This is a genomic window from Paenibacillus sp. NN59 (assembly GCF_057597225.1).
Window position 1 is genome coordinate 2,695,281 of the sequence record NZ_CP199678.1, and the last position, 26,728, is coordinate 2,722,008.

Annotated in this window: 26 protein-coding genes; 22 read left to right on the top strand and 4 right to left on the bottom strand. The window is 44.4% G+C overall.

The window, feature by feature from the left end; translation table 11 throughout:
* Positions 1-17: 17 nt before the first annotated feature.
* On the bottom strand, positions 18-467 hold the full coding sequence (locus tag ACT89M_RS12085; RefSeq protein WP_154886278.1) for a DUF1569 domain-containing protein: 450 nt from the start codon (positions 465-467) through the stop codon (positions 18-20).
* A gap of 156 nt (positions 468-623) precedes the next feature.
* Between ACT89M_RS12085 and ACT89M_RS12090 the strand changes: the two genes are divergently transcribed.
* The 12 genes from ACT89M_RS12090 (at position 624) to bglB (ending at position 12,528) form a co-directional block, all read left to right on the top strand.
* Positions 624-1,400: a class I SAM-dependent methyltransferase gene (locus ACT89M_RS12090; protein ID WP_186809544.1), complete on the top strand. Its 777-nt coding sequence runs from the start codon at positions 624-626 to the stop codon at positions 1,398-1,400.
* 43 nt (positions 1,401-1,443) lie between these two features.
* Positions 1,444-2,268 (top strand): methyltransferase domain-containing protein, encoded by an 825-nt coding sequence (locus tag ACT89M_RS12095; protein WP_154886276.1) that lies wholly within the window; start codon positions 1,444-1,446, stop codon positions 2,266-2,268.
* 25 nt (positions 2,269-2,293) lie between these two features.
* The gene (locus tag ACT89M_RS12100; RefSeq protein WP_221791022.1) at positions 2,294-2,587 is read left to right on the top strand and encodes a hypothetical protein; all 294 of its coding nucleotides are present in this window, start codon (positions 2,294-2,296) and stop codon (positions 2,585-2,587) included.
* Positions 2,588-2,643: 56 nt separating this feature from the next.
* A complete protein-coding gene (locus tag ACT89M_RS12105) occupies positions 2,644-3,009 on the top strand; it encodes a hypothetical protein (protein WP_221791021.1) in 366 nt (121 codons plus the stop codon).
* Between the two features lie 67 nt (positions 3,010-3,076).
* Positions 3,077-3,655, top strand: a complete 579-nt coding sequence (locus ACT89M_RS12110; RefSeq protein WP_186809543.1) for a phosphotransferase family protein — start codon at positions 3,077-3,079, stop codon at positions 3,653-3,655.
* Between the two features lie 126 nt (positions 3,656-3,781).
* On the top strand, positions 3,782-4,234 hold the full coding sequence (locus ACT89M_RS12115; protein ID WP_154886273.1) for a GNAT family N-acetyltransferase: 453 nt from the start codon (positions 3,782-3,784) through the stop codon (positions 4,232-4,234).
* Positions 4,235-4,834: 600 nt separating this feature from the next.
* Positions 4,835-5,716 carry an AraC family transcriptional regulator gene (locus ACT89M_RS12120; protein ID WP_154886272.1) on the top strand — a complete coding sequence of 294 codons (882 nt, stop codon included), beginning with the start codon at positions 4,835-4,837 and terminating at the stop codon, positions 5,714-5,716.
* 22 nt (positions 5,717-5,738) lie between these two features.
* Entirely contained in the window at positions 5,739-7,010 is a 1,272-nt protein-coding gene (locus ACT89M_RS12125; protein WP_308721946.1) for an ABC transporter substrate-binding protein, read from the top strand.
* A gap of 112 nt (positions 7,011-7,122) precedes the next feature.
* Positions 7,123-8,028, top strand: a complete 906-nt coding sequence (locus ACT89M_RS12130) for a carbohydrate ABC transporter permease (protein WP_154886270.1) — start codon at positions 7,123-7,125, stop codon at positions 8,026-8,028.
* Complete coding sequence (locus tag ACT89M_RS12135; protein ID WP_154886269.1) at positions 8,028-8,852, top strand: carbohydrate ABC transporter permease; 825 nt, start codon at positions 8,028-8,030, stop codon at positions 8,850-8,852. Before ACT89M_RS12130 ends, ACT89M_RS12135 begins: the two co-directional genes overlap by 1 nt.
* A 5-nt stretch (positions 8,853-8,857) precedes the next feature.
* Positions 8,858-11,413: a hypothetical protein gene (locus ACT89M_RS12140; RefSeq protein ID WP_154886268.1), complete on the top strand. Its 2,556-nt coding sequence runs from the start codon at positions 8,858-8,860 to the stop codon at positions 11,411-11,413.
* 35 nt (positions 11,414-11,448) lie between these two features.
* Positions 11,449-12,528 carry a beta-galactosidase BglB gene (bglB, locus tag ACT89M_RS12145; protein ID WP_154886267.1) on the top strand — a complete coding sequence of 360 codons (1,080 nt, stop codon included), beginning with the start codon at positions 11,449-11,451 and terminating at the stop codon, positions 12,526-12,528.
* 93 nt (positions 12,529-12,621) lie between these two features.
* On the opposite strand, the gene ACT89M_RS12150 is transcribed toward bglB, so the two are convergent.
* The 3 genes from ACT89M_RS12150 to ACT89M_RS12160 are packed head-to-tail and all read right to left on the bottom strand — an operon-like array spanning position 12,622 to position 16,980.
* The gene (locus tag ACT89M_RS12150; RefSeq protein ID WP_154886266.1) at positions 12,622-13,632 is read right to left on the bottom strand and encodes a sugar ABC transporter substrate-binding protein; all 1,011 of its coding nucleotides are present in this window, start codon (positions 13,630-13,632) and stop codon (positions 12,622-12,624) included.
* Positions 13,625-15,223 carry a response regulator transcription factor gene (locus ACT89M_RS12155; RefSeq protein WP_487345238.1) on the bottom strand — a complete coding sequence of 533 codons (1,599 nt, stop codon included), beginning with the start codon at positions 15,221-15,223 and terminating at the stop codon, positions 13,625-13,627. The genes ACT89M_RS12150 and ACT89M_RS12155 overlap by 8 nt, the downstream gene beginning before the upstream one ends.
* Positions 15,220-16,980 (bottom strand): cache domain-containing sensor histidine kinase, encoded by a 1,761-nt coding sequence (locus ACT89M_RS12160; RefSeq protein WP_339838262.1) that lies wholly within the window; start codon positions 16,978-16,980, stop codon positions 15,220-15,222. The genes ACT89M_RS12155 and ACT89M_RS12160 overlap by 4 nt, the downstream gene beginning before the upstream one ends.
* A gap of 298 nt (positions 16,981-17,278) precedes the next feature.
* Between ACT89M_RS12160 and ACT89M_RS12165 the strand changes: the two genes are divergently transcribed.
* From ACT89M_RS12165 to ACT89M_RS12210, 10 genes are all read left to right on the top strand, one after another.
* Positions 17,279-18,304, top strand: a complete 1,026-nt coding sequence (locus tag ACT89M_RS12165; protein ID WP_261771630.1) for an ABC transporter substrate-binding protein — start codon at positions 17,279-17,281, stop codon at positions 18,302-18,304.
* 123 nt (positions 18,305-18,427) lie between these two features.
* The gene (locus ACT89M_RS12170; RefSeq protein ID WP_154958858.1) at positions 18,428-19,960 is read left to right on the top strand and encodes a sugar ABC transporter ATP-binding protein; all 1,533 of its coding nucleotides are present in this window, start codon (positions 18,428-18,430) and stop codon (positions 19,958-19,960) included.
* Between the two features lie 4 nt (positions 19,961-19,964).
* Positions 19,965-21,008 carry an ABC transporter permease gene (locus ACT89M_RS12175; RefSeq protein WP_154886263.1) on the top strand — a complete coding sequence of 348 codons (1,044 nt, stop codon included), beginning with the start codon at positions 19,965-19,967 and terminating at the stop codon, positions 21,006-21,008.
* Positions 20,998-21,972 carry a galactofuranose ABC transporter, permease protein YjfF gene (yjfF, locus tag ACT89M_RS12180; protein ID WP_154886262.1) on the top strand — a complete coding sequence of 325 codons (975 nt, stop codon included), beginning with the start codon at positions 20,998-21,000 and terminating at the stop codon, positions 21,970-21,972. The genes ACT89M_RS12175 and yjfF overlap by 11 nt, the downstream gene beginning before the upstream one ends.
* Before the next feature lie 286 nt (positions 21,973-22,258).
* Positions 22,259-23,155 carry an ABC transporter substrate-binding protein gene (locus tag ACT89M_RS12185; protein WP_487345239.1) on the top strand — a complete coding sequence of 299 codons (897 nt, stop codon included), beginning with the start codon at positions 22,259-22,261 and terminating at the stop codon, positions 23,153-23,155.
* 112 nt (positions 23,156-23,267) lie between these two features.
* A complete protein-coding gene (locus ACT89M_RS12190; protein ID WP_154958856.1) occupies positions 23,268-23,846 on the top strand; it encodes an AAA family ATPase in 579 nt (192 codons plus the stop codon).
* Positions 23,812-24,279, top strand: a complete 468-nt coding sequence (locus ACT89M_RS12195; RefSeq protein ID WP_154886259.1) for a DUF2691 family protein — start codon at positions 23,812-23,814, stop codon at positions 24,277-24,279. The genes ACT89M_RS12190 and ACT89M_RS12195 overlap by 35 nt, the downstream gene beginning before the upstream one ends.
* Before the next feature lie 150 nt (positions 24,280-24,429).
* Entirely contained in the window at positions 24,430-25,308 is an 879-nt protein-coding gene (locus ACT89M_RS12200; protein ID WP_154959019.1) for a class I SAM-dependent methyltransferase, read from the top strand.
* A gap of 35 nt (positions 25,309-25,343) precedes the next feature.
* Positions 25,344-26,327: a phosphotransferase enzyme family protein gene (locus ACT89M_RS12205; protein ID WP_154886258.1), complete on the top strand. Its 984-nt coding sequence runs from the start codon at positions 25,344-25,346 to the stop codon at positions 26,325-26,327.
* 17 nt (positions 26,328-26,344) lie between these two features.
* The gene (locus ACT89M_RS12210) at positions 26,345-26,701 is read left to right on the top strand and encodes an NIPSNAP family protein (RefSeq protein ID WP_154886257.1); all 357 of its coding nucleotides are present in this window, start codon (positions 26,345-26,347) and stop codon (positions 26,699-26,701) included.
* Positions 26,702-26,728: the final 27 nt, after the last annotated feature.

A 26,728-nucleotide genomic window follows, 5' to 3' on the forward strand; every position in this document is an offset into this window, starting at 1 on the left:
GATCTGCCAAGATTAGATTAAACTCCAAATTGTTTGAGATGATGGTCCAGATGTTTATAGATGCCTTTTCCCCATTGCTCAGGCGTTAGTTTTCCGAAGAAAGGATGAGGATGATGGGAGCAGTGATCTGAGCCGTTTACTTGAAAAGTGGTAATCTGCTGTTTCAGCTTTTCTTTCTCCGTCCTAAACACTCGATCATCATCAATAACGATCGTTGGAATGGTCGACATATTTTGTGGTAAGGGCTTTTCATTGTAAAACATCGGTTTGGCAAACCGTCCAACAAGTCTTCCGAGCAACCCTCTCGGCGGGAACGTATTACCCAAGGGAATATCATGAAAAGCCACACAGTGAGCTAACATTTGAGAAACCTGCATGGTTCCCCACAGAGGTGTGGAATCTTCACGGAGTCGATCAATACGATCTGTAATTTCAGAAGCATGCTTTGTTTCAAAGATACTTTTCATTGAAGCACCCCGATCCATTATAGTAACTGGTGAACTAGAAACAGGATCATTCCATTATTGAGAGGTTTATTCTGATATGTTCAACAATAATAAAATATGGTAAGTTTAGTCAATGAAAACGAGGAAAATAATGTTAGCAAAATGGAGGCGGATACCATGGAAAACAAGGAAACATTTAATCTCGTAGTGAGTGAATATGAGCGTTACAGACCTGTCTATCCGAGCGAAATGTTTGATGATATTTTTACATATGCGAAGCTTGATAAGCAAGATTCCATTCTTGAAGTTGGTTGCGGAACAGGGCAGGCCACTGGTGGTTTGGTGAGTAAGGACTACACCAACATTACGTGTATTGAATTAGGTAGCAATTTGGCACAGTTTACCGCAGATAAATTCAGATCGTATCCATCCATTCAAGTGATCAACACTTCGTTTGAGGAATGGAATGATGGAGGAAAGCTTTTCAAGTTGATGGTGTCAGGCACAGCCTTTCATTTTATTGATCCAGAGATCGGCTACCGCAGGGCCTGGGAAGTGCTTGAGGATGAGGGATGCATAGGTTTTTTTTGGACAGTTCATGTTCCTGGCTACGACCAGCTGCATCGAGAAATCCGTGCGCATTACATTGCGCTAGCCCCTCATTTGGATGATTCTCAATATCCTTCGCCTGATGAAGTCATTCAGGAGCGCAAAGAAATAACGGAGCTTTCGGGCTTGTTCACAGACATTAAGGTCAAGGAATATAACTGGATACAGTCCTGTTCGAGCGATGAATATGTCGCACTTTTAAATACAAATTCCAAGCATCAGCAGCTTTCTGAGGATGTTCGGAGTGAGCTTTTGGGGAGAATCAAACGTTCAATAGATCATGCAGGCGGAACGATAGACAAACATCACAAGGTCGCTCTTTTTTTAGGTAGAAAAAAAGTGTAAAAATACAGGTTCTATCATTTTAATCAAGAGGAGGAAAAGGAATATGACTGACCCGCGTTCAACTTACAATATCCAAACCGCAGTATTAAGTTTCGAAGCTGAATTAGAGAGGTTAAAGATGCAAGCCGGCATGGGATGGTCCAAAGAATTTCGTAATCTGGCGTGGTATGGGCTCAAAAATGGAATGCGTGTTTTAGAGGTCGGAAGCGGACCCGGCTACATCACGGAACAATTATTGAACAGTCTACCGGGCAGCGAGATTACCTCGCTTGAGATAGATCGTACGTTACAAGCGCAAGCCAAAGAACGGCTGAAGGACGTTTCTTCGGAGCGACTGCAATTTGTGGAATCTTCCATTTATCAGATGGACCTGCCGGATAATTCATTTGATTTTGTGGTGGCTAGGCTGATCTTTCTTCACCTGAACAATCCGATCGAAGCTGCGCAAGAAATTTATCGTGTGCTCAAGCCTGGTGGCCGGCTGGCCATTATTGATGTTGACGATGGTGTTTTTGGCGCAGTGAATCCAGATATACCGGCGCTATATACCGTATTAATGAAAATCGCGGGCTATGTAGCCCAACATGGTGGGAATCGGTTAATTGGCAGAAGTTTGCCGCGGCTCCTCTCTGAGAGTGGATACATTGATGTTGACATCGATGCGGTTGTTCAACACAGTGACATCATCGGGATGGAGGGTTTCAAGCAACAATTCAATCTCCAGCGTTTTGTACATTTTGTTGAGAAGAGTATCATTAGCCGGGAGGAGTTTGCCCAGTTAGAGCGAGCTTTCGAAGCTATAAATCATTCATCAGAAGCCTATGCCATGATGAATTTTATTACTGCTTGCGGCACGAAGCCATTGTAAGGGCTATGAGGGACGGAGGATGAAGATGAGGAAGAATATCGTTCATGCTTTTCAGGAAACAGTCGCTCGAGGCGATCATCAGGGGATGATCAACTTATTGAAAGAATATGAACAATCCGGCGAACTAGCTGTGAATGAACGAGGCTGGGTATACTGGAATATTTCAGATGGTTATGCCCTTTTAAGAGATCCGGAGCCACTTTATGCCAATCATTTGGCATTTTTCGAATGGGGGAAGCAGATTCTCCCCCCTGAACAGTACCATTGGGTCGTTTCTGATTCTACACAGGCTTTGTCGTTGTCTCTGGGGAGCGTCTAGCTTATCTGTATCACTCCAGAGACGAAAGAGAAGTAGATTTACTTATGCATGAAACGATGCATTTAATAGATCACATCGATTGGGCTTCCTTAGAGCCAATGAAAAAAGAAGAAGTTGTCGGCAGTTGGGAAGATGTGAATTCGAGCAGAATATCACAGAGAGATATTCACATTGCGCTAAACAATCTGGCTTGTATTCTAGCGGATATTGAACAGTCTGAAGAAAGTGCGAAATTGTTCAGACAGCTACAAGATAGCGGGTACGTCTTGAATGGATATGCCTTTTCCAAATATATTTATTCGATCTGGAAGTCGGAAGGTTTAGGAGCTGTTCGGGAAGTAATGGTGGCTAACAAATCTTTTGAGTTCCCTGAACTGACTAAACATAGTCCTACTCTTGTTGAGATCGGAGATCAGATTTAAGCATGCAATAGTGAATAGCACTTAATGGAAATAAGAAAGAAGGAATCCTAAAATGATACATGACATCTTGTTAAATCGATTCCCCAATGTAAAAATCTTCGAATTAACTGGCGGTTATACGAATATGACCCTCTTACTTGAGGGAACTGACATGAAGAGGGTTGCCAAAATCTATGATGTGAACAACGCAGATGCAAAGACAGAAATAAATGCACTGAGGCTGTTAACTCATTCTGGGGTGACTCCGCGAGTGTATGATTTTTTTGAACAGGATGAACGGCTATTTGTAATGATGGACTATGTCCCGGGCGTAAATGCACAGACGATTTTGGATCAAGATGGACTTGAACAAGGCAGGAGAATGTATGAGCAACTGGGTAAATATCTTGCCAAAGAGGTGCACTCCGTCAAACGAGACAATAAAGACACAGAGTTGCCTGTTATCATGAAATCCGCTGTTGCTGTGGATGGACTTGAGTTCATCCCCACCGGAATCATGAGCATGGCAAATGAAGTGTTAAGCACTCCTGATCATGGGGAACAAACTCTGATTCACGGGGATTATGAACCACATCAAGAATGCCCACCCGGATGTACAGAAGGAATGGTTGCGAAGACTAGAATGGACGCTTCATACGAACTTTAGTGTAAATGAATAGCGAGATGAATCAAACCTAAATACCTAGGCCTATGTGAAAGGAGCGATGCAGTATGAGAAAACAGTTGAATATGTGCATTAGAAAACGAAGAAAACCATTAGGAGGAATTTTAAATGACTATTCAGGTGAGACCTGTTTCGATGGATGATTGGTTTGCTTGTACTCAATTACAGATAAGTGAAGAACAGAAAAAAGCGTTCCCTGCACCCGTGGTATATTGGTTGGCTGAGTCAAGGTTTGTCACTGACTTTCAACCCATAGCCATCTACAAGGACTTAGATTTGGTAGGTTTTGCAGTGTACTCCGATCAAGAGCATGACGAGGGTGATTATTGGCTGCCTGCTTTGATGATTGATAGTAAATATCAGGGTAGAGGATATGGAAAAGAAGCGCTTCGTGCTTTGATTCAAAGGATGCAAAAGACACTAAACTGCAAACGCATTCTAATTGGACATAGGCCTGATAATCACGTTGCCGGCGCCTTATACGAATCTCTTGGTTTTCAGCGGATCAGTGAGCAACTTATCGATGGTGAGGTTGTTCGAGCTCTGAAATTCGGCATATAAAGGGTTTGAATAACATCTTTATGATGGATTGAGCCCATGAGCCTCAACTTGTTTAGAGAGGAGGGACAGACGAAGATGAACATATTTAAAAGGCTGACCTTTTGGTTAGTCCTTTTCTCATTACTGGTGTGTTTCAATAACCTAACGGGCAATGACGATAAAAACATTTTGATATATTTAACGAATCCATTCAATCCACTATTAAACCGCTGGCTAACAGACATCAATATGAACCCGGAGACAACGTACTTGTTTAAGCCTCTCATATGTGGATTACATCTGCTTTTTTGGACAGCGTTGGGTCTGATTATTGATAAATTAATAAAGAAGAGTAAAAACAAGGAGTAAATCGGGAGGTACTATTCAATAATGGTTGATCCACCACGTCGTAGACTGAGAGCTATGACGTGGTTTTTTTATTTCCAGCATGTAGATACATGAAATCCTTTGGAATCATTTGCAACAATTGTGATCAACAATACAGCAATATAGTTCATATTAGTTCGAAATATCTGTGATACAATTCATTGTAAAGCGCTATCATTACAAATGATTAAACTATATTGCTATTTGTATTCAGAGAAGGGAGATCTTTATTGAATGTTAACTATACACACCCCGACGAATATGGCATTGCAGGAAAATGAAGTTTATGTGCGCTCGGAAGCTGACAATTTTCAGGATGAATGGCCCATTCATACACATAACGGGTATGAGATTCATTATTTCATCCAAGGGGATGCAACCTTCTTAATCGGTGATCGAATCTATAAGCCGAAGCCCGGTGATATGTTTATTTTCAGAGGTGGAGTTCCTCATCGAATTAATCCTTCGAGAGAGATTGTGTACAAGCGAAGTTTTGTTAATTTTACGGAAATATTGCTATTAGATATGCTCGAACTTAGTCAATTAGAGAATCTGATGTCTATTTTCCGTCACCCCGACGGTTTATTGGTACATTGGTCCCCGGAGGAGCGTGAATACATCTCAAATACATTTAAAGGGATTAAAGAGGAGATGGATGCCCGAAGTGCGGGATGCAAAACGATGGTTAAATTGATTCTTACTCAGTTGCTGCTGCGGATTTATCGAAAAATGACTACGGAGCAATCGGTCGATCCGATTCTGATTTCCTCACAGAAGCAGTCCAGTGTGAGCCGGGTTCTTCATTATTTGAACCAAAATTATGCGGAGAACGTTTCGCTCGATGAACTTTCCAAAACGCTGCATTTGAATAAATATTATATTTGTCATTCTTTCAAAGAAACAACGGGATATACCATCAGCAATTATGTCATACGAAAAAGGGTGGCAGAGGCCAAAAAGCTGTTGCTATCTACCGATGCACCGATTTTGTCTATATCCGAGACATTAGGCTTCAATACACCTGTGTATTTCAGCAGAGCATTCAAACAATACGTCGGTGTTTCTCCACAGTTGTTCCGTAAAAACGAATTGCTTCATGTATCCCAAAATCATTAATTCTTCTTAAGGAGAGGTTAAAATGACAAGAAAAACATGGTTTAAGATGAGCATCAGCGCGTTACTGACAGCGGTGCTCATCCTGCTGAGCGCTTGTGGAGATGCAGGTAACAACGCTAATGGGAAACAAAAATCTCTTGATTTCTTATGGTTCTCTGATGGGAAAGAAGGAGAAGTCATCAAGGAGGTCATTAAGGAATACGAGCAAAGTAATACTAACGTAAAAATCAATCTGATTGAAGTCGGCTTCAAGGATATTCAAACCAAGTTGAAAACGATGTTATCCGGAGGTAAACCACCAGCCTTGAGCCGGGTGACGGATACGGGGTCTTTTGCCAATCAGGCTGTTGATCTTACCCCTTATGTACAGAATGCGGAACAATTCCAAGATCAATTTATCGACTCGCTTAAACCTTACTATGTTATGGATAACAAACTGGTAGCCGCACCGATGGATGTTACAGCAAATGGATTGATTTATAACAAAACCTTGTTTGTTAAAGCCGGTGTCAAGGTGCCAACTTCTCCAGATGAAGTATGGACTTGGGATGAATATATCGCTGCATTAAAGCAGGTGATGGACAAAGGTGGAGCACGATATGGTATGGTTTGGGATGTCACTCCCCATCGGTGGTCTACGCTGTTGTACCAGAATGGCGGAAGCATCTTGACAGAGGATGGCAGTGCAGCAGCGATTAACAGTGAAGCTGGGATTCGCTCCATGGAGATGTTCAAACAGCTTCATCAAGAGGGTATCATGCCTGAATCGGTATGGCTGGGTGGAGAAAATCCGAACAACTTGTTCCGTTCCGGAACGGTAGCGGCGCACTGGGCTGGCAACTGGATGATTAGCAATTATAAGGATATTACCGACTTCGAATGGGGTGTCACCTACATGCCAAAAGGAACGCAGCGTTCTTCCGTACCCGGAGGGAAGTTCCTTATGGCCTTTAAGGGCAGCGGACAGGAAGAGGAAGCTGCAAAGTTTATTGAATATTTGACGTCCAAAGAAGTGAATTCCAAATATAATCAGGAGTCCTTGTTCATGAGTCCAAGGAAGGACAGTTCCACACTGAATTATGAATTTGGCAAGGAGATGTTTGAAGTTTTCTCGGATGAACTGAAAAACAGTTCGCCTCTTGCAGCGAATGATTGGTCCAGACAAACGCTTATATCCAAGATTTCTACGGATTTGAAAAATCATATTATGGACGTGTTATCCGATAAAGCAACCCCGCAGGATGCATTGGATCAGATGGCTAAGAAGATCAATGAAGCCATTGGCAGTCAATAAGGGCTAACCAAACACAAAGTTAAACGTAAAGCCAAATGTTCATCACAACCGGGGGCTTAGCGATTCCAGTTAGGCCTCCCTTTTGTTTAATTTATAGGGAAGGGGCACGCAGATGAGTGAAGCACAGCGAACAAATCATAAAACATTGACCAAACAGAACAGGAAACTCGTTATCGCTCCGTATCTGTTCATACTTCCGAATCTCCTGATCTTTAGTACATTTATTGTCTTTCCCTCTTTATTGGGGCTGTACTATTCATTCCATGTCTATGATGGGTTGAATCCGATGAAATTTAATGGGCTGGACAATTATATGAAGATTCTGACGGATCAGGAGTTCTGGTCAACCATAGGGCGAACAGGCGTTTATGCTGTCATTGTTGTTCCGTTAATTTATGCAGCGGCTTTAGGCATTGCGTTGTTGCTGGCGCGTGAGATTCGTATGCGCGGTTTCTTCAGAGCTATCTTTTACTGGCCAACCATGATTTCCTTTATCATTGTAGGTTTAACCTGGAAGTGGATTTTCGGAGATTCCTTCGGCATTCTGAATCATCTGTTAACGATGGCAGGTGCAGAACCCGTAGGCTTTCTAACTTCATCTTTCTGGGCCAATACGGCCGTTATTGTAGCGACGGTATGGTCACGAGCAGGATTTTTCATGGTCATTTTTATTGCGGGGTTACAAGCTATACCCACAGATTATTATGAGGCCGCTCGCTTGGATGGAGCAACGGGCACCAAAGTTTTTCGTTATATTACCCTGCCGCTATTGAAGCCGACAAGTTTACTCGTGGTTATGCTTTGTCTGATTGACGCGTTTAAAGCCTTCCCACTTATGTTTGCGCTTACAGGCGGTGGGCCAGGTAAAGAAACGACCTTTATTGTTCAATACATTTATGAGATTGGATTTAACAGGCAGGAATTAGGTCTTGCCAGTGCCATGTCCGTTATTTTGTTTATACTTATTGGCGGTTTCTCGGCACTTCAATTCCGCTTATCGAAAGGAGGAGCTGTCTGATGGTGATGAAACCTATGGCCAAAATTGCAATCTACAGTATATTGAGTGTGGCCGCAGTGTTATGGCTCCTGCCTGTACTATGGGTTGTGATCTCTGCTCTGAAAACCAATAGCGATCTATACAGCTTTCCTCCTAAATTGTGGCCAGATCCAGTGACCTTCGAACATTTCAAAGCGGCATTCAAAAAAGGTGATTTTGGCTTGTATTTTATGAATAGCACGATCGTTACGATATCTTCAACGTTATTGCTGTTATTGATCAATTCCATGGCAGGGTTTGCACTCGCCAAATATCGCTTCCGTGGAAGCTCCATTATACTTATTGCTTTTATCTCAACACTTATGATCCCGATTGAGGTCATTATGATCCCAATCTTCAAAGTGCTAAGTGCACTTGGTTTATATAACAGCCTGCTTGCCATCATCATTCCGCCTGCAGCAACGCCGACAGGTGTGTTCCTTATGCGGCAATATTTGCTGACCGTACCGGATGAGTTGTTAGAAGCGGCTCGTATGGATGGAGCTGGCGAATGGAAAATTTACTGGAGCATTATTCTTCCGATAGCCAAGCCCATTCTGGCTGTACTTGCGATCTTCTCTTTTATGTGGAGATGGGATGATTTCGTATGGCCGTTAATTGCAATCAGTGATCCATCCAAATACACCATTCAGCTGGCGCTCTCTAATTTTATTGGGGAATACAATGTCGATTGGGGAAGCCTGCTTGCGATGTCCGTCATTACGATGCTTCCGGTCTTAATTGTATTTATGGTTTTCCAGCGTTATTTTGTCAGCGGTATGATTACTTCAGGGATGAAAGGATGAGTTAAATGATAGAATCCACCCAGGGCGAGACGGAAACTTTAAATTACAAGCCGATGAAACTAGGCGGAGATCAAGTGATCAATCATTGGTTGATCAATGGTATATATACGGAGTCTGTTGCGTTTGTTCCAACAACGATGGAGGGAGATATTAATGATTGGCTTATCGATGGATTTGCTATTCACGAAAACCCGTGCAGGCAGGAGTTTGTTGAAAATAGAAGATCACAGCCTGTATCCCGATTTTTCGATCAATGGAGTGAGTTCCCGAGTCCGGGAGATCCATTTCGTGGAGAACAGGATGAAAAGCTATGGGAGATTTATTCTCCCTGGGGTAATCCACGAGTAGAGAAATCAGGTTTCTGGTTTGTACCTACTCATCTGCGTAGCTATGCCGCGACACGTCTGATCTCTCCGACCGCTCATAAGGCGTCATTCCGAATCAAAACGTATGGAAGCCTGACACTGTGGATCAATGGAGAACAGGTCACGGATTTTGCGCCACTTGTTCGTAATAAGGAGCAGGAAATCGTAATTCAAGCAGAGCTTACAGCCGGAGTCAATGAGATTTATGCCTGCTGGGAGGATTTGGCTGAACGAGATACGATGTATGCTTTTGCCTTAGAATACCTTGGAAAAGAAGAATTGCAAGTTTCGTTGCCTGTTGCTTCCCATTTGGTAGAGCCTGTGCGATCCGCCGAGCGTGCTTTGGAACAAGCTTATTTTCCTTCTGATATTTTTAAAGGCGAACAGATTAAACTGAAGCTTCCGCTTTCCTTGCCAGATATCGTCAGAGAGATGCGTGTTGAGTATGGCAATTTCTTTGATGGCACCGAAAATAAGACGATACAGATCGCCGAGAAGGAAGCGGAGCTGGTTCTGGGACATACCAATGAAATTGGACATCATTACGTCTATTTCACGCTGACCCTTTCGGTTTCAAACGTAGTTCTCACCAAAAAGTTTGGCTGCCAATCCTACGATACCCGATATGATGAGGCTGCTCAACAAGCCAAGGATATTGAAGCCCGCAAATTGCTGGCTCTGCAATGTATTGCCGAGAAGGGTAGCTCTAACATTCACACAGCGATCGCTATGCTAAAAACAAATGGCAATGTGCAAGACGCGGAGACCATGTTGTTAGAAGGTGTGGAGGGTATTGAAGAGCGGAAGGATTGTAGTGATTTTTATCTCGTAGGGCTGTTCCGGCTATGGAGAGATGAACGAGATAGCGGGTTGTTCAGTGAAGCATTCTGGGAGCGGGTAAAAGCAAGTATCCTGAATTATCGGTATTGGATCGATGAACCTGGCGATGATGTGATGTGGTTTTTCAGTGAGAATCATGCGTTGTTGTTCCATACGAACGAACTGTTAGCGGGGCAATTGTTTGGGGAAGAAATGTTCACGAATAGTGGTGAAACAGGTGAAGTACATCGTCAGAAGGCAGAGCAGCGGCTTGCTTTATGGTTTGAACGCTTTATGGAAGAAGGATTGGCTGAATGGAATTCTAGTGCGTACATTCCCATTGATGCCGTTGGACTCTTGCATATTTACGAGTTTGCTCAGAATGAACAACTTAGAAAGCAAGCGAAAAAAGCAATGGATTTGTTATTTTATTATATTACGATTCAGATGCATCAAGGGGTGATGTCAACCACGTTTGGCCGTAGCTACGAGAAGGAATTGCTGGGGAGTTATGCCGCGGGGACAACGTCCATGTGCTGGATCGGTTATGGTGTCGGTCATGTAAACAATTATTCGATTAGTAACGTGGCTCTAAGTTTATCCGATTATATCCCTCCTGCGACTTATCAGGAACATCTCTTGCTTGAGGAAAATCAACAATTAACGTTTACCAATCAGCAGGGCAAGGGAGGGTATGCCAAACTCTATCACTATCGAACAGCAACATACGCCCTGTCCTCCATTATAAACTTTAGACCAGGCAAGCCAGGTTATCAGGAACATGTCAACCATCTGTCCCTGTCGCCAGAGGCGCAGGTATGGGTGAATCATCCCGCAGAGATATACAAACATGGGGATGGTAGACCTTGTTTCTGGGCTGGAAATGGTATTTTGCCTGACGTTGTTCAGCATGAAGCAATCGCTTTGATGATGTTTGATATTCCGGCAACGCATACTTCGGATTGGACACATGCTTATTTTCCTACGTCATTTTTCACGACATGGGAGAAACATGAGAACTGGTATTTTGGCTGTCTGAATAAAGGGTATGTGGCTCTATATGCAGCGAATGGAACGAGCATGGAGAAGAACGGAGTGACAAGAGAGCGTGAGCTTGTTTCCCCTGGATTACGTAATGCCTGGATTATTAGAGCAGGCAATGAATCGCAATTCGGATCATTTAGCCATTTTATAGACCAAGTTCGTTCTTCCAGCCCGCAATTCGACAGTACTTCTCTGACGCTTAGCCTGACCGATCCGATATACGGTTCCGTTCAGTGGGGAATGAACAAACCTTTATTTGTCCAAGGAGAGGAAATCGTACATGCAGGTCATGGTGTTATGGGACAGTTGCATCTAGATAACATCAAACGTTGAATCGTGTGCAATAAAATCTGGGGAGTGAAACAATCATGCTGAATCAAGATATGCTTATGGAGAAAATAAGCAAGGTATCAGGTGCGATGAAATCGATGAAAAACACAAGCATCAACGAACAGTTTCCCATTGGACTGATCGACATTCATCTATGGGAATGGCCTCAAGGGGTCGGACTTTACGGTCTCCTTCAGCTCTATGAAGCAACCAACGATGCTGAAGTGCTTCGTTTTCTTGAATCCTGGTATGATGCCAGGCTGATGGAGGGACTACCCGAGAAAAATGTGAATACCTGTGCACCGTTGCTTACTTTAATGACACTAAGCCAGCTGACCGGAAACAATGAGTACGAACGTGTCTGTGGAGAATGGAGCAGCTGGATTATGGATGAACTGCTACGGACCGGAGATGGTGCGTTTCAGCATATGATCACGGGAGATGCAAATGACGGACAGATTCTGATCGATACCCTTTTTATGACGGTGTTGTTTTTAGCTAAAGCAGGAGTGCACTTTGAGAAACCAGCCTATGTGGAAGAAGCCAAGCGACAGTTCCTTGTGCATATTAAATATCTATACAATAAACAAACCGGATTGTTCTATCACGGCTGGGATTTCAATGAAAACCATAACTATGGTGCTGTTCATTGGGGGAGAGGCAATGCGTGGTACACGGCCGGAGTGATGGATTTTCTAAATATCATCCCCATTGAAGATGGGCTGAAGTCTTATCTGCTAGATACAGCGACTGCGCAAGTCAGAGCACTTAGCAAGCTACAGCATGAGGATGGCATGTGGCATACGGTACTGGATGATCCAGACTCCTATAAAGAAACGTCCGCAACGGCGGCGTTTGGATACGGAATTCTCAAGGGAATCCGGTACGGCTACCTGGATGAATCCTATCTTGATACGGGGATGAGGGCGCTTGAAGCCGTGTTGCAGCATATTGATGAAACCGGAGTCGTACAGCAAGTATCTTATGGAACACCTGTAGGGCATGATGCCCAGTTTTATAAAGAAATACCGATTAGTCCGATGGGCTATGGACAAGCGTTGACGTTATTTATCCTCATTGAGGGCTTGCGGTCTTCAGTCGTTGCAGAAGTGTCTTAAAAAAGATAATACTCTCTACATGATTCGATAAAATTTCACCCTATAGCGAAGCCCTCTGAAAGGCTATTTCTATAGGGTGATTTCAATTCGTTACTATTCAGATGGAAGTATAGTTTGGTTGATTTCCTTTATCCCGGTATTAATAAAATTCTCAACAGGAAGTCCCTCGCTTGCACGCAGCAGCGTCTCAATAATTTTTGTTCCCCATACCTGCTCATTTTGCGAAATCACGGTTGATATCTGCCCATTTGACAGTCCTTTTTCACTAATTGAATTGCCACCGAAAGCGATTAGATGCCGGTTCAAGCCTTTGGCTTTCCAAACAAGGGTAGAGGCGGAAACGGATACAAAATCCAGCCCCACCACTGCATTAAAATGGGGGTGTGCATCAATCATGGATTCAATATCGTTGACCGCTCGATCTTCATTGCCTTGATTGTATCTGACTTCCAAAATTTCGATGTCAGTGTCATTACGAATATAATCAATGAATCCGTCCAGACGTTGCTGTAGACCAACCATCTCTTCCATACCACTTTCGACTAGAATCATGCCTTCATTATTCAGGAGCCTGGCTGTGGTCTGAGCAAACTGTCGGCCCGTTAGATAATTATCCGCTCCAACATACGCCATTCGATCGCTGGAAGGTGCATCCGATTCAAATGTAATCACCGGAATACCTGCTGCCGTAGCTTTATGAATGACCGGTGTAAGCGCGGCAATATCAATAGGAGCGATGGCAATTCCGTCAACATGTTGTTTGATCATATTTTCCAGAATGCGTATTTGCTGTTCGGTACTTGCTTCGTCTGGCGCGTTGACGGTAAGCGTCACATGATGTTTTTCAGCAGATTGTGTAGCATCCATTGTGATCATCTCATATGTCGGATAGGTCATCGGATAGATGATTCCGAAGGTTTTGTTTTTGGACGCGGATGCTTCCTCAGCTGTAGCAACATACTGGCTTACTTCCTGATTTTTGGGATGTGAATCACCTGAATCCGAATGGATCGTTGAACTCGAAGGGGCTCTCGTGCAAGAGGTTATCGATGATGCAAGCAAGATTAACAACAAGAACCAGCCAGCACTTTGGAGCTTACTCATACATGGGCTCTTTTCTCATGTCCTCAGATGATTCATCGGGTACCACGGCCCCCCGTGTACGATATTCCTTGGGCGTAAATCCGGTTGTCTTTTTGAATATATTTGAAAAATAGTGTGGATCGTTATATCCAACCTTGAATGCAATCTCAAATGTCTTGTTGCTCGTTGTTTTCAGCAGTTCTTTGGCTTTGCCGATTCTCACTTGGGTTAAGTATTCCGTTATGGTCTGACCTGTTTCCTGGCTGAAAATTTTACTGAGATGACTTGGGCTAATACGCACATGTGCTGAGATACTCTTCAAGGAAACCTGCTCGTTATTGTATTGCCCAGACACATACGCTTTGACCTGATCAATGACATCACTGTATTTGCCAGAAGATGCTGCTCTTCGCTGCCATAATTGATCGAGCAGATCACACAAGTATCGGGTACAGGCTTCCCAGCTTGTAATTCCCCGGATCATCTGCTGCAAGCTCCGAATGTTCTCGTCCGGGTCAGCGCCCATACGAAAGATTTGATTCGCAAGACGGAAGGATTCAAGGGTAAGATCGTTTAACAAATAAACGCCATACGATGAAGAGTTCCAGTCCATCGACTGTAATGGAGCTGCGAATTCCTGTACAAAGCTGTCACGCAGATAGGGGTCACCAATCTTGAGAAATTCAAGAAATCGACTGCGATCTAACAAAATATTCATTTTCTCATCCAGGTGAATCTCCCGTAACGAAGCTTTGTTTTGCTGGGTCAAACGCGTGATATATTTGTCTTCATCCGCTTCCAGATAGGAAACATGAATGCCTTGCAGGCGTTCCTGATGACTTCCAATGCCAATAACGACACTGCAGTTGAACTGTTGCTCCAGATCGAGACGTATCTGTCCTCGAAGTTGTTCCAGATAAGCCATAATACGGTTTTCGGAGCTGGATTTAAGCAACAGCACCCGTTCCGTCCGGCTACGAATGTAAGAGAGAAGTTCCACATCAACGCTACAGCATTCCTCCAGAATCCGAAGTGTTTTATTTAATAATAACTCCGAATTTTGAGAATCATCATGGGGTCTGATATCCATAATGACAATGGTGTAGAATTTGGCAGAAAGAGATAGTGAGAGCTTTTTGGCAGAATCGATGGCATCCGATGTACCGATGAGCCCACCGCACAGATCGGCGAGCAATTTTTCTTTGGTCATCGTAAGACTGGTCAGTCGTTGTTCTTCTTCATCCATCTTCTGACTGACTTCATGCAATATCTGAAGAAGTTCTGTTGCACTGACGGGTTTAAGACAATATTCAGTAACGCCAAGCCGGATTGCCTCCTGAGCATAACTGAACTCATCATGTCCGCTCATAATAATGATCTTGATATGAGGTTTTTGCGCACGGATGATAGAGGCCAGCTCTAAACCGTTCATAAACGGCATTTTAATGTCGGTAATGAGAATATCAGGTGCCCATTCTTCGATTAAGGGTAAAGCCAGCTCCCCATCCGGTGCATCTCCGCAGTAGTGAAAACCTTCCTTTTCCCATTGTACGCTGTTGCGTATATTCTCCCGAATCCCGATCTCATCATCGACAATCATTACCTTTTTCAATGCTGAACCTCCTTGCTTTTGGGGATGCGAATCTGAAATGTACTTCCTTCCATATACGTGCTCTCCATCTCAACACCATAGGATGGGCCAAAATAGAGACGAATGCGATCATGCACATTCAGCAGACCAAACCCGCCGTCTTGCTCATTTTCTTGAGGAGAACGGGAACCAGCAGGTTGATCTAATTTTTCTCTCAACTGTGTCAGTTGTTCGGTGTTCATACCAATGCCGTTGTCACGCACCGTGAGCACAATGCTTGTATCGTCCGAGTATCCCTGAATCGAGATGAGTCCTTGACCCCGTTTGTTTTTGATGCCATGATAGATGGCGTTTTCGATTAGAGGTTGTAGTGTCATTTTCAGAATGGGATACTCTTGAAGCTCATGTTCGACCTTGATTTCGTATGTCAAAATATCGTGATACCTCATCTGCTGAATTACCAGATAATTGCGCGCATGTTCAAGCTCCGTCTGGATCGATACCCAATCAAAGCCTTTGTTCAGACCCAACCGAAAGAACCTGGAGAGCGCTTGAACCAGCTTGATCACACTTTCCTTTTTTTCGGCTTCAGCCATCCAGATGATGGACTCCAGCGTATTGTATAGAAAATGCGGATTAATCTGCGCTTGCAACGTTCGTAATTCGGCTATTTTGACTTGTTCATTTTCTTTGATGCTTTGGTCAATCAGCGTTTTAATTTTCTCCAGCATGATGTTGAAGCTTTGTCCTAAATCCGCGATTTCGTCCGAACCGGTAGGGGTGACTTTTACCTCCAGATATCCGCTAGCCGCTTTACGCATCTTGTTCATGAGAATTTGTATGGGATGAATGAGTCTGTTATTCAGGAAAAAATATAAAGAAATCGCAAAAAATGCGCTTAATAAAACACTGATGATAATTAGCTGGCGAATGCCATTGGCCTCCGTAATAATTTCCTGAAAAGGCGCAGCTCCGATGATTTTCCATCCCGTCTGCCTGGATGTACTATATACGACAAACTGCGGTTTCGAGCCTGCGGACAAGTTGAAGCTGTCTTGCTCTGCGTGTAGAGGCACGGAATTGATCTGGTTGATGATGGCGAGAGACGCCTCGCCCGCAGGCGGTGTGAAAAGTGTTTTCCCATATTGATCGTTAATATAGAAGAAGCCGGAATCTTTAATTTTCGTCGTTGTCAAAAAATCATCAATGAATGAATCATTCATATCAATCACAATAAAACCGATGACTTCATGTGTAATGCGTTCCTTGACGGTTGTCATAATTGAAAGCGCATTCTCTTTTGGGTACGCGAATCCATCCAAACGGTTATATTCAGCATAAGGTGCAGCATGAGGAATTCGCAAAATAGCGTTTGGGTACTGTACCAGATACTGAAAATAGGGATTGCGAAGCGGGTTACGCTCCAGCTTGAATACTCCTTTTCGTTCGCTGATGCCTTTGCCATAGAAGTTAACAAATGAGATGTTGAGTACCTTATCGTATTTGTAGGTTTCACGGTAGAGATTGTAGGTCTGTAAAATAGCCTTGGCTTCGCCATACGACTCGGATTGTGCGTACAAATACTGTAGAACTTGTGGATTCTTGCCCAGTTCTAGTAGCCGCTCCGTATCTTCAAACATGATGTCAATATTTCTGGCAAGCTGGTCCGCAGCCAGTTGGGTGGAGGCTTTGTTGTGATTCGATACAACGGTATATGACTTGTGGTACGAAATTAATCCAACGATAATCAGCGGTACAGAACTGAGGATGATAAACATGCTGAGTAATTTAAGTCTGAGGCTTGAAGCTATCCACCTAACAAGTTTCAACGTATTCCACTCCATCTGAAGGAATCAGGATCTAAAGGTAGCATTATTATAACATGAATTTGAACAATGAAAGCGTATCGCAAAATAGTACACCATTCACTAAAAAAATTACACGTTTATATGACATGTCCTCCACAATTACTAAATTATTACATAAAATTCGCATCACATTCCATGTTAGTAAATGATGTAAGCGTTTTATAATGTGATCACACCACACAAGGTGAACTGAAAAAGGGAGGATCACATGATGCGAAGCAAAAAAAAGTGGGGACTCGCCATCACACTGGCGATGGTTATGCTTGTAAGTACAGCGTGTAACAACGGTAATGGGGCATCTGGTAAAAATCAAGCGAGTTCTGGAGGAGATAGCGGAAGTGCACCTGCGACTTCCAAGACGATTACACTTGGTTTTTCTCAAGTAGGAGCGGAGAGCGGCTGGCGTTCAGCCAACACCAAATCCATTCAGGACTCAGCCAAAGAAGCCGGGTATGATCTGAAATTCTCGGACGCGCAGCAGAAACAGGAAAATCAGATCAAAGCCTTGCGCTCCTTTATTCAACAGAAGGTGACTGTGATTGCTTTTTCTCCGGTGGTGGAGTCCGGTTGGGATACGGTCTTAAAAGAAGCAAAGGATGCAGGCATCCCGGTCATTCTGACGGACCGCGCCGTAGATTCACCGGATAAATCATTGTATAAGACATTTATCGGTTCCGACTTTGTAGAAGAAGGACGTAAAGCAGGCCAGTGGCTGAGCGATAAGTATAAAGATGCACAAGAAGAGATCAATATTGTTGAACTGCAAGGTACAACAGGTTCTGCTCCAGCGAATGATCGCCAGGAAGGTTTTATGGAGATCATTGGTTCCAATGCCAAGCTGAAAGTGATCGCGTCCCAATCCGGCGACTTTACACGTGCCAAAGGGAAAGAAGTTATGCAGGCTTTCCTCAAAGCTCATAAAAAAATCGACGTTCTCTATGCACATAATGACGACATGGCACTTGGTGCTATTCAGGCGATTGAAGCTGCCGGTTTAAAACCAGGTGTAGATATCACCATTATCTCGGTTGATGCGGTGAAAGACGGTATGCAGGCAGCAGCCGATGGCAAAATCAATTTTATCGTCGAATGTAACCCGCTGCTCGGACCTCAGTTGATGGAGGCGGTTCAGGCTGTGGTGGACGGCAAGGAGATTGAGCCGCGCATCGTCACGGAAGAAACGACCTTTACATCGGAGCAAGCCAAAGAAGCACTGCCATCACGGCAATATTAAAAGCAGCTGCGGTTAACACCGAAAAGTCATTTTTCGACCTCACTGTCGCTAAATGACTTTTTTCTATCCCAATCGGATGGCCGTTCGAATGCGAACGGCTTCTACAATAAAGGAGAGATGGATATGGAGGATCATCACGCACCGATCCTGCAGATGACGGGGATCACCAAACGTTTTCCAGGCGTTAAAGCACTCTCTGACGTCAGTTTTCGCCTGTTTCCAGGTGAGATTCATGCATTAATGGGTGAGAATGGCGCGGGAAAATCAACGTTGATCAAAGTACTGACAGGGGTTTACTCGATTGACGAAGGCACGGTGACGATGGACAGTCGAACGCTTGCCATATCAGGGCCGCTAGAGGCGCAAAAAGCGGGGATTAGTACGGTATATCAGGAAGTGAATCTTTGTCCGAATCTGACGGTAGCGGAGAACATCTATATCGGGCGGGAGCCGATGAAGTATGGCCGAATCAATTGGAAACAGATGAACCAGGATGCGGAGAAGCTATTACGTGAACGATTAAATCTGGTCATCGACGTGAAAGCGCCTCTTCAGTCTTATTCGGTAGCGGTACAGCAACTCATCGCCATTGCAAGAGCACTTAGCATCTCGGCTAAAGTTCTTATTTTAGATGAACCCACTTCCAGTTTGGATAAAAATGAAGTGCAGCAACTTTTCCAGATTATGCGCAAGCTGAAAAGCGAAGGACTGGCGATTCTGTTCGTCACGCATTTCCTCGATCAAGTGTACGAAATGTCGGATCGCCTAACCGTGCTCCGCAACGGGGAACTCGAAGGGGAATACATTGCTGCATCGCTTCCACGTATGGAACTCGTACTCAAGATGATTGGCAAAGAACTCGAAATACTAGAGGATCTTCCTAAGCAAACGATCGAAGGGAAGTCAGAGACAGAAGTGGAGACAGATGCAAGGGAGGTTATGATTACCGCAACGGGATTGGGACGAAAAGGAGCGATCGACCCATTCGATTTAACGATTCGTAAGGGCGAAGTTGTGGGTTTGGCTGGATTGCTCGGATCAGGTCGTACGGAGATTGCTCGTCTGATCTTTGGCGCAGATCGTGCCGACGAAGGCAAGCTGACGGTTGCAGATACAGGTAACTCGGTAAAGTCACCGCGGCATGCGATTGACCAACATATTGCCTTCTGCTCGGAGAATCGCAAAACCGAAGGCATCATCGACGATCTGACGATCAGGGAGAATATCGTTCTTGCCTATCAGGCGACACGGGGCTGGTCGAAGCCTATTTCGCGCAAAAAGCAGGATGAGCTTGCGGAGAGATACATCAATCTGTTGCATATTCATCCTAAAAATCCGGAGCAGCTGATCAAAAACCTGAGTGGTGGCAATCAGCAGAAAGTATTGCTTGCGCGTTGGTTATTGATGAATCCCGATCTGTTGATCCTGGATGAGCCTACACGCGGTATTGATATCGGGGCGAAGGCGGAAATACAGAAGCTGGTGCTCTCATTGTCGAAGCAAGGCATGGGTGTTCTGTTTATTTCGTCGGAGCTGGAAGAAGTGATTCGGGTTAGCGACCGGGTAGCGGTGTTGCGAGACCGGAAAAAAGTAAAAGAGCTCAGTGGAGAAGAGATCAATCAGCAGCAAATTATGAAAGCGATGGCAGGAGGTTGACGTCATGATGAGCAGGATGCGAAAACATCATTTGTTTTGGCCGTTATGTATGCTCGGTTTACTTTTATTATTTAACTTGATTTATTCACCCGATTTTTTCTCGCTTGTGATACGTGAAGGCAATCTATATGGCAGTTTGATCGATATTCTTAATTTCGGCGCACCGCTGATTCTGGTCTCCATAGGTATGACACTGGTCATCGCAACCGGCGGTATTGATCTGTCCGTAGGTTCGATTGTTGCGATCTCGGGGGCAATGGCTTGCATGACGATCAGCAAAGGAACAGATCAAAGTTCACTTTGGCTTGTTCTGAGTGCACTTGCGTTATCGATTGGTCTTTCGCTTGTTCTTGGTGTGTGGAACGGAGCGCTGGTATCCGTAGCTCGAATCCAACCCATTATTGCAACGCTCATTCTTATGGTGGCTGGCCGAGGTGTTGCGCAACTAATCACCGACGGACAGATTATAACGGTGTCCAATGCACAATATCAGTACATTGGCGCGGGTTCACTTGCGGCGTTACCTTTCTCAATTTTCATCGTACTGACGGTACTGCTTATTGCTGTACTTCTCACGAGAAAAACAGCACTGGGGCTGTTTATTGAGTCGGTGGGGAATAACGCACGGGCGAGCCAACTTGCTGGCATTCGTTCCAAAACGGTCATCCTTGCCGTGTACGTGTTCTGTGGTCTCTGTGCCGGGATTGCAGGACTGATTCTCAGCTCCAATGTATCCAGTGCGGATGGCAATAATGCCGGACTGTGGTATGAGCTGGACGCTATTCTGGCTGTCGTGATCGGCGGGACTTCACTGAATGGTGGACGTTTCTATCTGATGGGTACGGTGGTTGGTGCGCTGATTATCCAGACCTTAACGACAACCATCTACATGATTGGTGTACCGCCTGAGGTTACACTCGTTGTCAAAGCCTTTGTTGTGCTCGCCGTATGTCTAATCCAATCCGATGCTTTCCGCAAGACCATGGCAGATCGCCTGAAAAAGCGGAAGTTTCCAGCTGAACAAGGGGTGAATCGCCATGTATCTTAATCGAAAGCTACTCCCGGTTCTGGTCACCTTTGGCTTACTGGCTGTTATGATTGCCATTGGCTCGTTCCGTTACACGGGTTTCTTTTCCACACAAGTACTGTTTAATCTGTTGATTGACAATGCTTTTCTCATTGTGACGGCGATTGGCATGACCTTTGTCATCGTATCCGGCGGCATTGATCTGTCCGTCGGTTCGGTCATTGCACTGACCACGATTATTAGTGCGAGTTTGGTTGAAAAACAAGGCTGGTCGCCTACCGTGGTCATTCCTATGGTGCTCATAATGGGTGCGGTATTTGGCACATTGATGGGAGCCATCATTCATTATTTTAAAATTCAGCCCTTTATCGTGACACTCGCCGGTATGTTTCTGGCAAGGGGACTCTGTTATGTCATCAGTACCGACACCATTACGATTACCAACTCGTTCTATACGGACGTTGCACAAGCCAAGATTCCGTTACCTGGAGGCAGCTTCGTTTCCGTTAATGTAATCATAGCTCTGATCGTCTTATTGCTTGCCATCTTCCTTGCCCACTACACCCGTTTTGGACGTAATGTGTATGCCATTGGCGGAAGTGAGCAATCGGCCATGCTGATGGGTCTACCTGTAGCCCGTACCAAAATTTTGGTGTATACCTTCAGCGGTTTTTGTTCTGCACTGGCAGGAGTTGTATTTACATTCTATATGTTGTCGGGTTATGGATTACACGCCATGGGTCTGGAGCTGGATACGATTGCAGCGGTAGTTATCGGGGGGACATTGCTGACGGGTGGCGTTGGTTACGTAGCTGGCACGTTCCTTGGTGTATTGATCCAGGGGGTTATCCAAACTATAATTAGTTTCGAAGGCACGCTCAGCTCCTGGTGGACGAAAATTGTGATCGGTTTGATGCTGTTTGTCTTTATTTTATTCCAACGACTTCTCAGTGAACGGCGAGTATCCGCCAAATCATTGCATTAACCCACTTTATAACCATTGGCGAGTTGAATTTCTCAACACACATTTAAGAAAAGCACGTCAGATCAGATTGTAGTGAGAGGCTGGCAGACTTGGTTGGTATAAATGATGTTAGAGGGGGAGGGAATTGGTGAAAACAAATGCGATTTGGTTGTGTGTACTGCTACTGATACTGTTATGTCTTTCAAGCTGCACCCTGGTTGAGTCCGAGTCCAAACCTCTTCCTGTCCCTTCAAACGTTGAATCCCTGCCCTCGTTAGAAGAATGGATGCAATCAGCGGAATATAACTTGCCTTCCAAAGAACCCATTATATTGGGCTTTTCGCAACTGGGTACGGAGAGTGCTTGGCGTATCGCCAATTCCACCTCCATTCAGGATGCCGCCAAGGAATCTGGAATTACCCTTATTATAAAAAATGCAGAGCAGTCTCAGACGAAACAATTTGAGGCTGTTCGTTCGTTTATCAAGCAAAAGGTAGATGTAATCGCTATTGCACCCGTGGTGGAATCCGGCTGGGATGACATTCTGCAGGAAGCGAAGCAAGCCGGAATTCCCGTCATCATCGTAGATCGGTCCGTTGACGCTAAAGATACCTCTCTGTTTGTAACAACGATCGGCTCGGACTTCTATGAAGAGGGTGTGAAAGCCGGAAAGTATATTCAGGATCGACTACGGAATATGCCAGGAACGATTCGCATTGCTGAATTGCAGGGCACAAGTGGATCAACGCCGTCTATCCAGCGGGGAGAGGGCTTTCGAAGCATTTTAGGGGATAAAGCCCAGATCTTGTTCTCGCAAAGTGCCCCTGCTGATTTCACAGAAAACAAGGGCAGGCAAGTGATGGAAGGTTTTCTTCAGGTTCGGGAAGAGGAGCGACCACAAGTCCTTTTTGCGCATAATGACGAGATGGCTTTTGGTGCTATTCAGGCGATTCAGGATGCTGGCTTGAAACCTGGTGAAGACATCATCATTGTGTCGGTAGACGGCTCACGGAAAGCACTGCAGAGTTTGGCGGACGGGCAGATTAATGCCGTGGTGGAATGTAACCCGTTACTTGGACCTCAGCTGATGCAAGCTACCAAAGAAATTATGGCAGGGCGCACACTTCCCAAACGCATGGTACCCCGAGAGGATATTTTCACACAAGAAAGTGCGAAGCGTGAGATGCTTAATCGAAAATTTTGAACGGCTAGAGTTTATAAAAATCCTGTTGGACAATCCCGACGGGATTTTGCATTTTTATTGAAGATGGCATATAGTATTTACCCGATATGATTTGATGTGAAGGAGTGAGTGTATGATCATCATGATTAATGGTGCGTTTGGTTCCGGTAAGACCTCAGCAGCGAAGGCGCTACAGCCAAGAATTGAAAATAGCATGATCTATGATCCCGAAGAGATTGGTTATATGATCCGAAAGCTTCTGCCTGAGGAACATCGGGAAGACCAGGAGCGCACCGATGATTTTCAGGATATTGAACTCTGGAAAGTGTTGACGGTGAACGCTGCGAGAGAGGTGAAGCAAAAATACAATAAACATTTGATTGTCCCCATGACGCTCTACAAGAAAGCAAACTTTGATTACATTTATAGTGGGCTAAAGAAGATTGATCCGGACCTACATCATTTTTGTCTAACGGCTGAACTAGAGACGATATATAAGCGTCTTGCCAAGCGTGGAGATGAATTCGGCGGATGGCAATATCAACAGGCTCCGAAGTGTGTTGAAGCGTTCAAGGCAGATGTATTCGAAACCCGAATTGCGACAGATCATCTGGCAACAGATGAAGTGATCGATATCATTTTGCAGAAAGTGAAGGGTAAAACTAAGAGGAGGCAATATGAAAAGAGGCATACAATTTCAAATTCCAAATGAATATGGGAGCTTTTTGGGAGAAATCCTGAAACCGATCAAGATTGCGGATTATGACTGGTTTGTTGGTGGGGAAGAGTCCTATTTAGTGGTTGAGAATAGCTTGGGAGAGAGTCTTTTTCCAGACCGGGTTATGGGCATGGCAGGAGAAGAGTTGCAGACAATGATTGATGATAACAAGTATTATTTGATCTTTGCCAATCTGAAAGCCTATCCGAGAGGTACAGCAATTATAGATATAGAGACTTACGAAGACTATGTAGAGAGTGATTGTCAGCTTGCATTGCTTGTCATAGATAGCAGTTACGTTGCGGTATACATTAAAGATGCTGAAATACGGGAAGAAATGCTTGAGCATATCAAGAGAATACGATACGAAGCGCTGGATTATATTACGGATGATAATGACGTAAGAACAAAACTGTCCGTCTGGTGATAATTGCTGGAAGTTCGAGATCAGATCATCCTGAAGTTGGATAGACTATGACATATTTTAGGAGTAGAATGAGATGTGTTGAATTGTAGATGAAGTTAGATGAAGTCCTTTGGAAATGTGAATGCGTTTACAAGAAAGGTGCGTAAACTATTGTCGGATTATTATTGGGATAACCAAATAGAGTATCTGAGAAATACACGCTGGCTTTATTATAACGATGATTATCTCGAATTTTTGGTTGAACGCGTTTGGAAGATTAAACAAGCTGTACATATGATTGATTATGGATGTGGTTTTGGTTACATGGGACTGAAGTTACTCCCGCTCCTGCCTTTTGGCTCACGGTACACGGGAGTAGATCAAGGATCAGAACTGATTAAACATGCGAAAGAACTCTACGCACACACAACTTATCAGGCTGAATTCATAGAAGGTGACATTGAAACGGTGCAGGTCGAACGAACCTATGACATCGCGATAAGTCATGCTTTTTTGTTACATATGACAGAACCACGTGTGATATTGGAAAAGATGATTGGCAGTGTGGTGGATGGAGGTCGAGTGATTTGTTTCGAGCCACACTGGATTGCCAACATGGCGAGTTATGCAGTAGACGGTATGGAGCAGTCCAGTATTGTGCACCTGGGCGTACTTCAGAAGTTGTATGAGCAGGCTGCCGGAGAGAGTGGCAAAGACGGGAATATAGGAATGAAGATTCCGACACTGCTCAGTCAGCTTGGTGTTAGAGGCGTGGAATGCCGAGTAAGCGATCGTGTGAACTTTTTAGATCAACAGATGGATGAACCGGATAAACATACGTTGTATAACGCGTTAAAAGAAGAAGGGTTAGGAGCCGTCCCGGGTAACCGAGAAGAAGTCATTGCCCACCTCATTGGACGAGGATTAACTTCCGAGGAAGCCATCCATCAGTATGAGGCAGAAGAGAGATTTGCCAGGGAATTCAATGAACACACGTATATGACGTATGCTCCGAACATGAAAATTACTAGCGGGATTGTAATCGGATAAATTGAATGTATACCGAAGAAAGGCAGTGAAATTATATGGTGTCTACAGCAATACTTTCACAAGCTTCTCAATCCTTTGGCATTGCTCCGGACTCACTGGTTTTAGTAAGTCAATCCACGAATGTGGTTTACAAATACCATCAGCAAAATAAAACATATTTTCTTCGGTTATCGGAGAAACCGGCAGCTTATGAAACATCTATTCAGGCAGAAGTTCACTGGGTCCGCTATCTGGTATCCAAGGGGGTTCGTGCATCATTACCCATTCTAACAGTAGAAGGCAAGCTGACTGCTGTATGCCGTGATCAAGAGAAATGTTATGTTGCCGCGGTATTTGAAGGAGCGGCCGGATATTTTTTTGATAATGACTGGAGTGTGTGGGATACGGATTTATTTACTCGATGGGGAAGCGTGATGGGCACGTTACACCATCTAACACAGAGCTATCAACCCGATGATCCGAAGTTCACTAGAGCGGACTGGGCTCCACTGCAACTGGAGAATCCACATCTGCATACAGGTGACTATGCCTTGCTCCTAGGGAAGCTTCGAGCATTGGAGCAACAACTGACGGATTTGCCCAGAGAGGCCGAGGGTTATGGCTTAATTCATTATGATTTCCATCCTTATAATTTTTTGATTGATCAGGGTGAGCTTAATGTCTTTGACTTTGATGATGCGATACGCGGCTGGTATGCTCTGGATATTGGGATCGCGGCTGCACATGCGGTGTGGTGGGGGTCACATGATCCGAAGTGGGGAACGAAGGATGAGTTCGCGAAGACGTTTCTGACCGCTTTTCTGGAAGGGTATGTGCAACAACAGCCAATAAGTCAGGAATGGATCGCTCGGATTCCTTTATTCATGGAGTACCGAAATATAAGTTCATTCTTCTGGTGGTTGAAAGATTGGAACGGAGACGAAGGTAGCTTGTCCGATCATCAAAAAAATGCTATCTCAGCAGCTGTTGATCTGATCCAAAATGATCTAACGTTTGAAGGTTGCCGTTTTAAACTATAGAGCCGGAGGCTATGTCCGTGATTTATCGCAGAAAAACGTATATTATTGCTTCTTCTTTTGTGGAAGAATTTAATGCACTGTTCAATGATATTTTGCTGCCTGCACAACTGAAATACGGAGCGCGATTGATCGGCCGATGGCACACTCAACTGGAAGGAGAGACCAGTGAGATCTTTGCGATGTGGGAATACGATACGATGGAGCAGTATGAAGAGATTGAGCGCAAGATAAAAGCCGATCAAGAACATGTACGACGAGTACAGGAGCGTTATGATCAACTGGGAAGACATCGCTACGCCGAAGTGTTTAGGCAGGAGATACAGCAGCAGTTTTTCACCTCCACTGTGAATAGGGATCGGACTATATTACATTGAGATGTTAAAGCTAGGAGTGGTGTATAG

What these genes read in the sequence shown, in the direction of transcription:
- ACT89M_RS12085 (WP_154886278.1), bottom strand. Translation starts at nt 467, where the DNA reads ATGAAAAGTATCTTTGAAACAAAGCATGCTTCTGAAATTACAGATCGT.
- ACT89M_RS12090 (WP_186809544.1), top strand. Translation starts at nt 624, where the DNA reads ATGGAAAACAAGGAAACATTTAATCTCGTAGTGAGTGAATATGAGCGT.
- ACT89M_RS12095 (WP_154886276.1), top strand. Translation starts at nt 1,444, where the DNA reads ATGACTGACCCGCGTTCAACTTACAATATCCAAACCGCAGTATTAAGT.
- ACT89M_RS12100 (WP_221791022.1), top strand. Translation starts at nt 2,294, where the DNA reads ATGAGGAAGAATATCGTTCATGCTTTTCAGGAAACAGTCGCTCGAGGC.
- ACT89M_RS12105 (WP_221791021.1), top strand. Translation starts at nt 2,644, where the DNA reads ATGCATTTAATAGATCACATCGATTGGGCTTCCTTAGAGCCAATGAAA.
- ACT89M_RS12115 (WP_154886273.1), top strand. Translation starts at nt 3,782, where the DNA reads ATGACTATTCAGGTGAGACCTGTTTCGATGGATGATTGGTTTGCTTGT.
- ACT89M_RS12120 (WP_154886272.1), top strand. Translation starts at nt 4,835, where the DNA reads ATGTTAACTATACACACCCCGACGAATATGGCATTGCAGGAAAATGAA.
- ACT89M_RS12125 (WP_308721946.1), top strand. Translation starts at nt 5,739, where the DNA reads ATGACAAGAAAAACATGGTTTAAGATGAGCATCAGCGCGTTACTGACA.
- ACT89M_RS12130 (WP_154886270.1), top strand. Translation starts at nt 7,123, where the DNA reads ATGAGTGAAGCACAGCGAACAAATCATAAAACATTGACCAAACAGAAC.
- ACT89M_RS12135 (WP_154886269.1), top strand. Translation starts at nt 8,028, where the DNA reads ATGGTGATGAAACCTATGGCCAAAATTGCAATCTACAGTATATTGAGT.
- ACT89M_RS12140 (WP_154886268.1), top strand. Translation starts at nt 8,858, where the DNA reads ATGATAGAATCCACCCAGGGCGAGACGGAAACTTTAAATTACAAGCCG.
- bglB (WP_154886267.1), top strand. Translation starts at nt 11,449, where the DNA reads ATGCTGAATCAAGATATGCTTATGGAGAAAATAAGCAAGGTATCAGGT.
- ACT89M_RS12150 (WP_154886266.1), bottom strand. Translation starts at nt 13,632, where the DNA reads ATGAGTAAGCTCCAAAGTGCTGGCTGGTTCTTGTTGTTAATCTTGCTT.
- ACT89M_RS12160 (WP_339838262.1), bottom strand. Translation starts at nt 16,980, where the DNA reads ATGTTTATCATCCTCAGTTCTGTACCGCTGATTATCGTTGGATTAATT.
- ACT89M_RS12165 (WP_261771630.1), top strand. Translation starts at nt 17,279, where the DNA reads ATGATGCGAAGCAAAAAAAAGTGGGGACTCGCCATCACACTGGCGATG.
- ACT89M_RS12170 (WP_154958858.1), top strand. Translation starts at nt 18,428, where the DNA reads ATGGAGGATCATCACGCACCGATCCTGCAGATGACGGGGATCACCAAA.
- ACT89M_RS12175 (WP_154886263.1), top strand. Translation starts at nt 19,965, where the DNA reads ATGATGAGCAGGATGCGAAAACATCATTTGTTTTGGCCGTTATGTATG.
- yjfF (WP_154886262.1), top strand. Translation starts at nt 20,998, where the DNA reads ATGTATCTTAATCGAAAGCTACTCCCGGTTCTGGTCACCTTTGGCTTA.
- ACT89M_RS12190 (WP_154958856.1), top strand. Translation starts at nt 23,268, where the DNA reads ATGATCATCATGATTAATGGTGCGTTTGGTTCCGGTAAGACCTCAGCA.
- ACT89M_RS12195 (WP_154886259.1), top strand. Translation starts at nt 23,812, where the DNA reads ATGAAAAGAGGCATACAATTTCAAATTCCAAATGAATATGGGAGCTTT.
- ACT89M_RS12205 (WP_154886258.1), top strand. Translation starts at nt 25,344, where the DNA reads ATGGTGTCTACAGCAATACTTTCACAAGCTTCTCAATCCTTTGGCATT.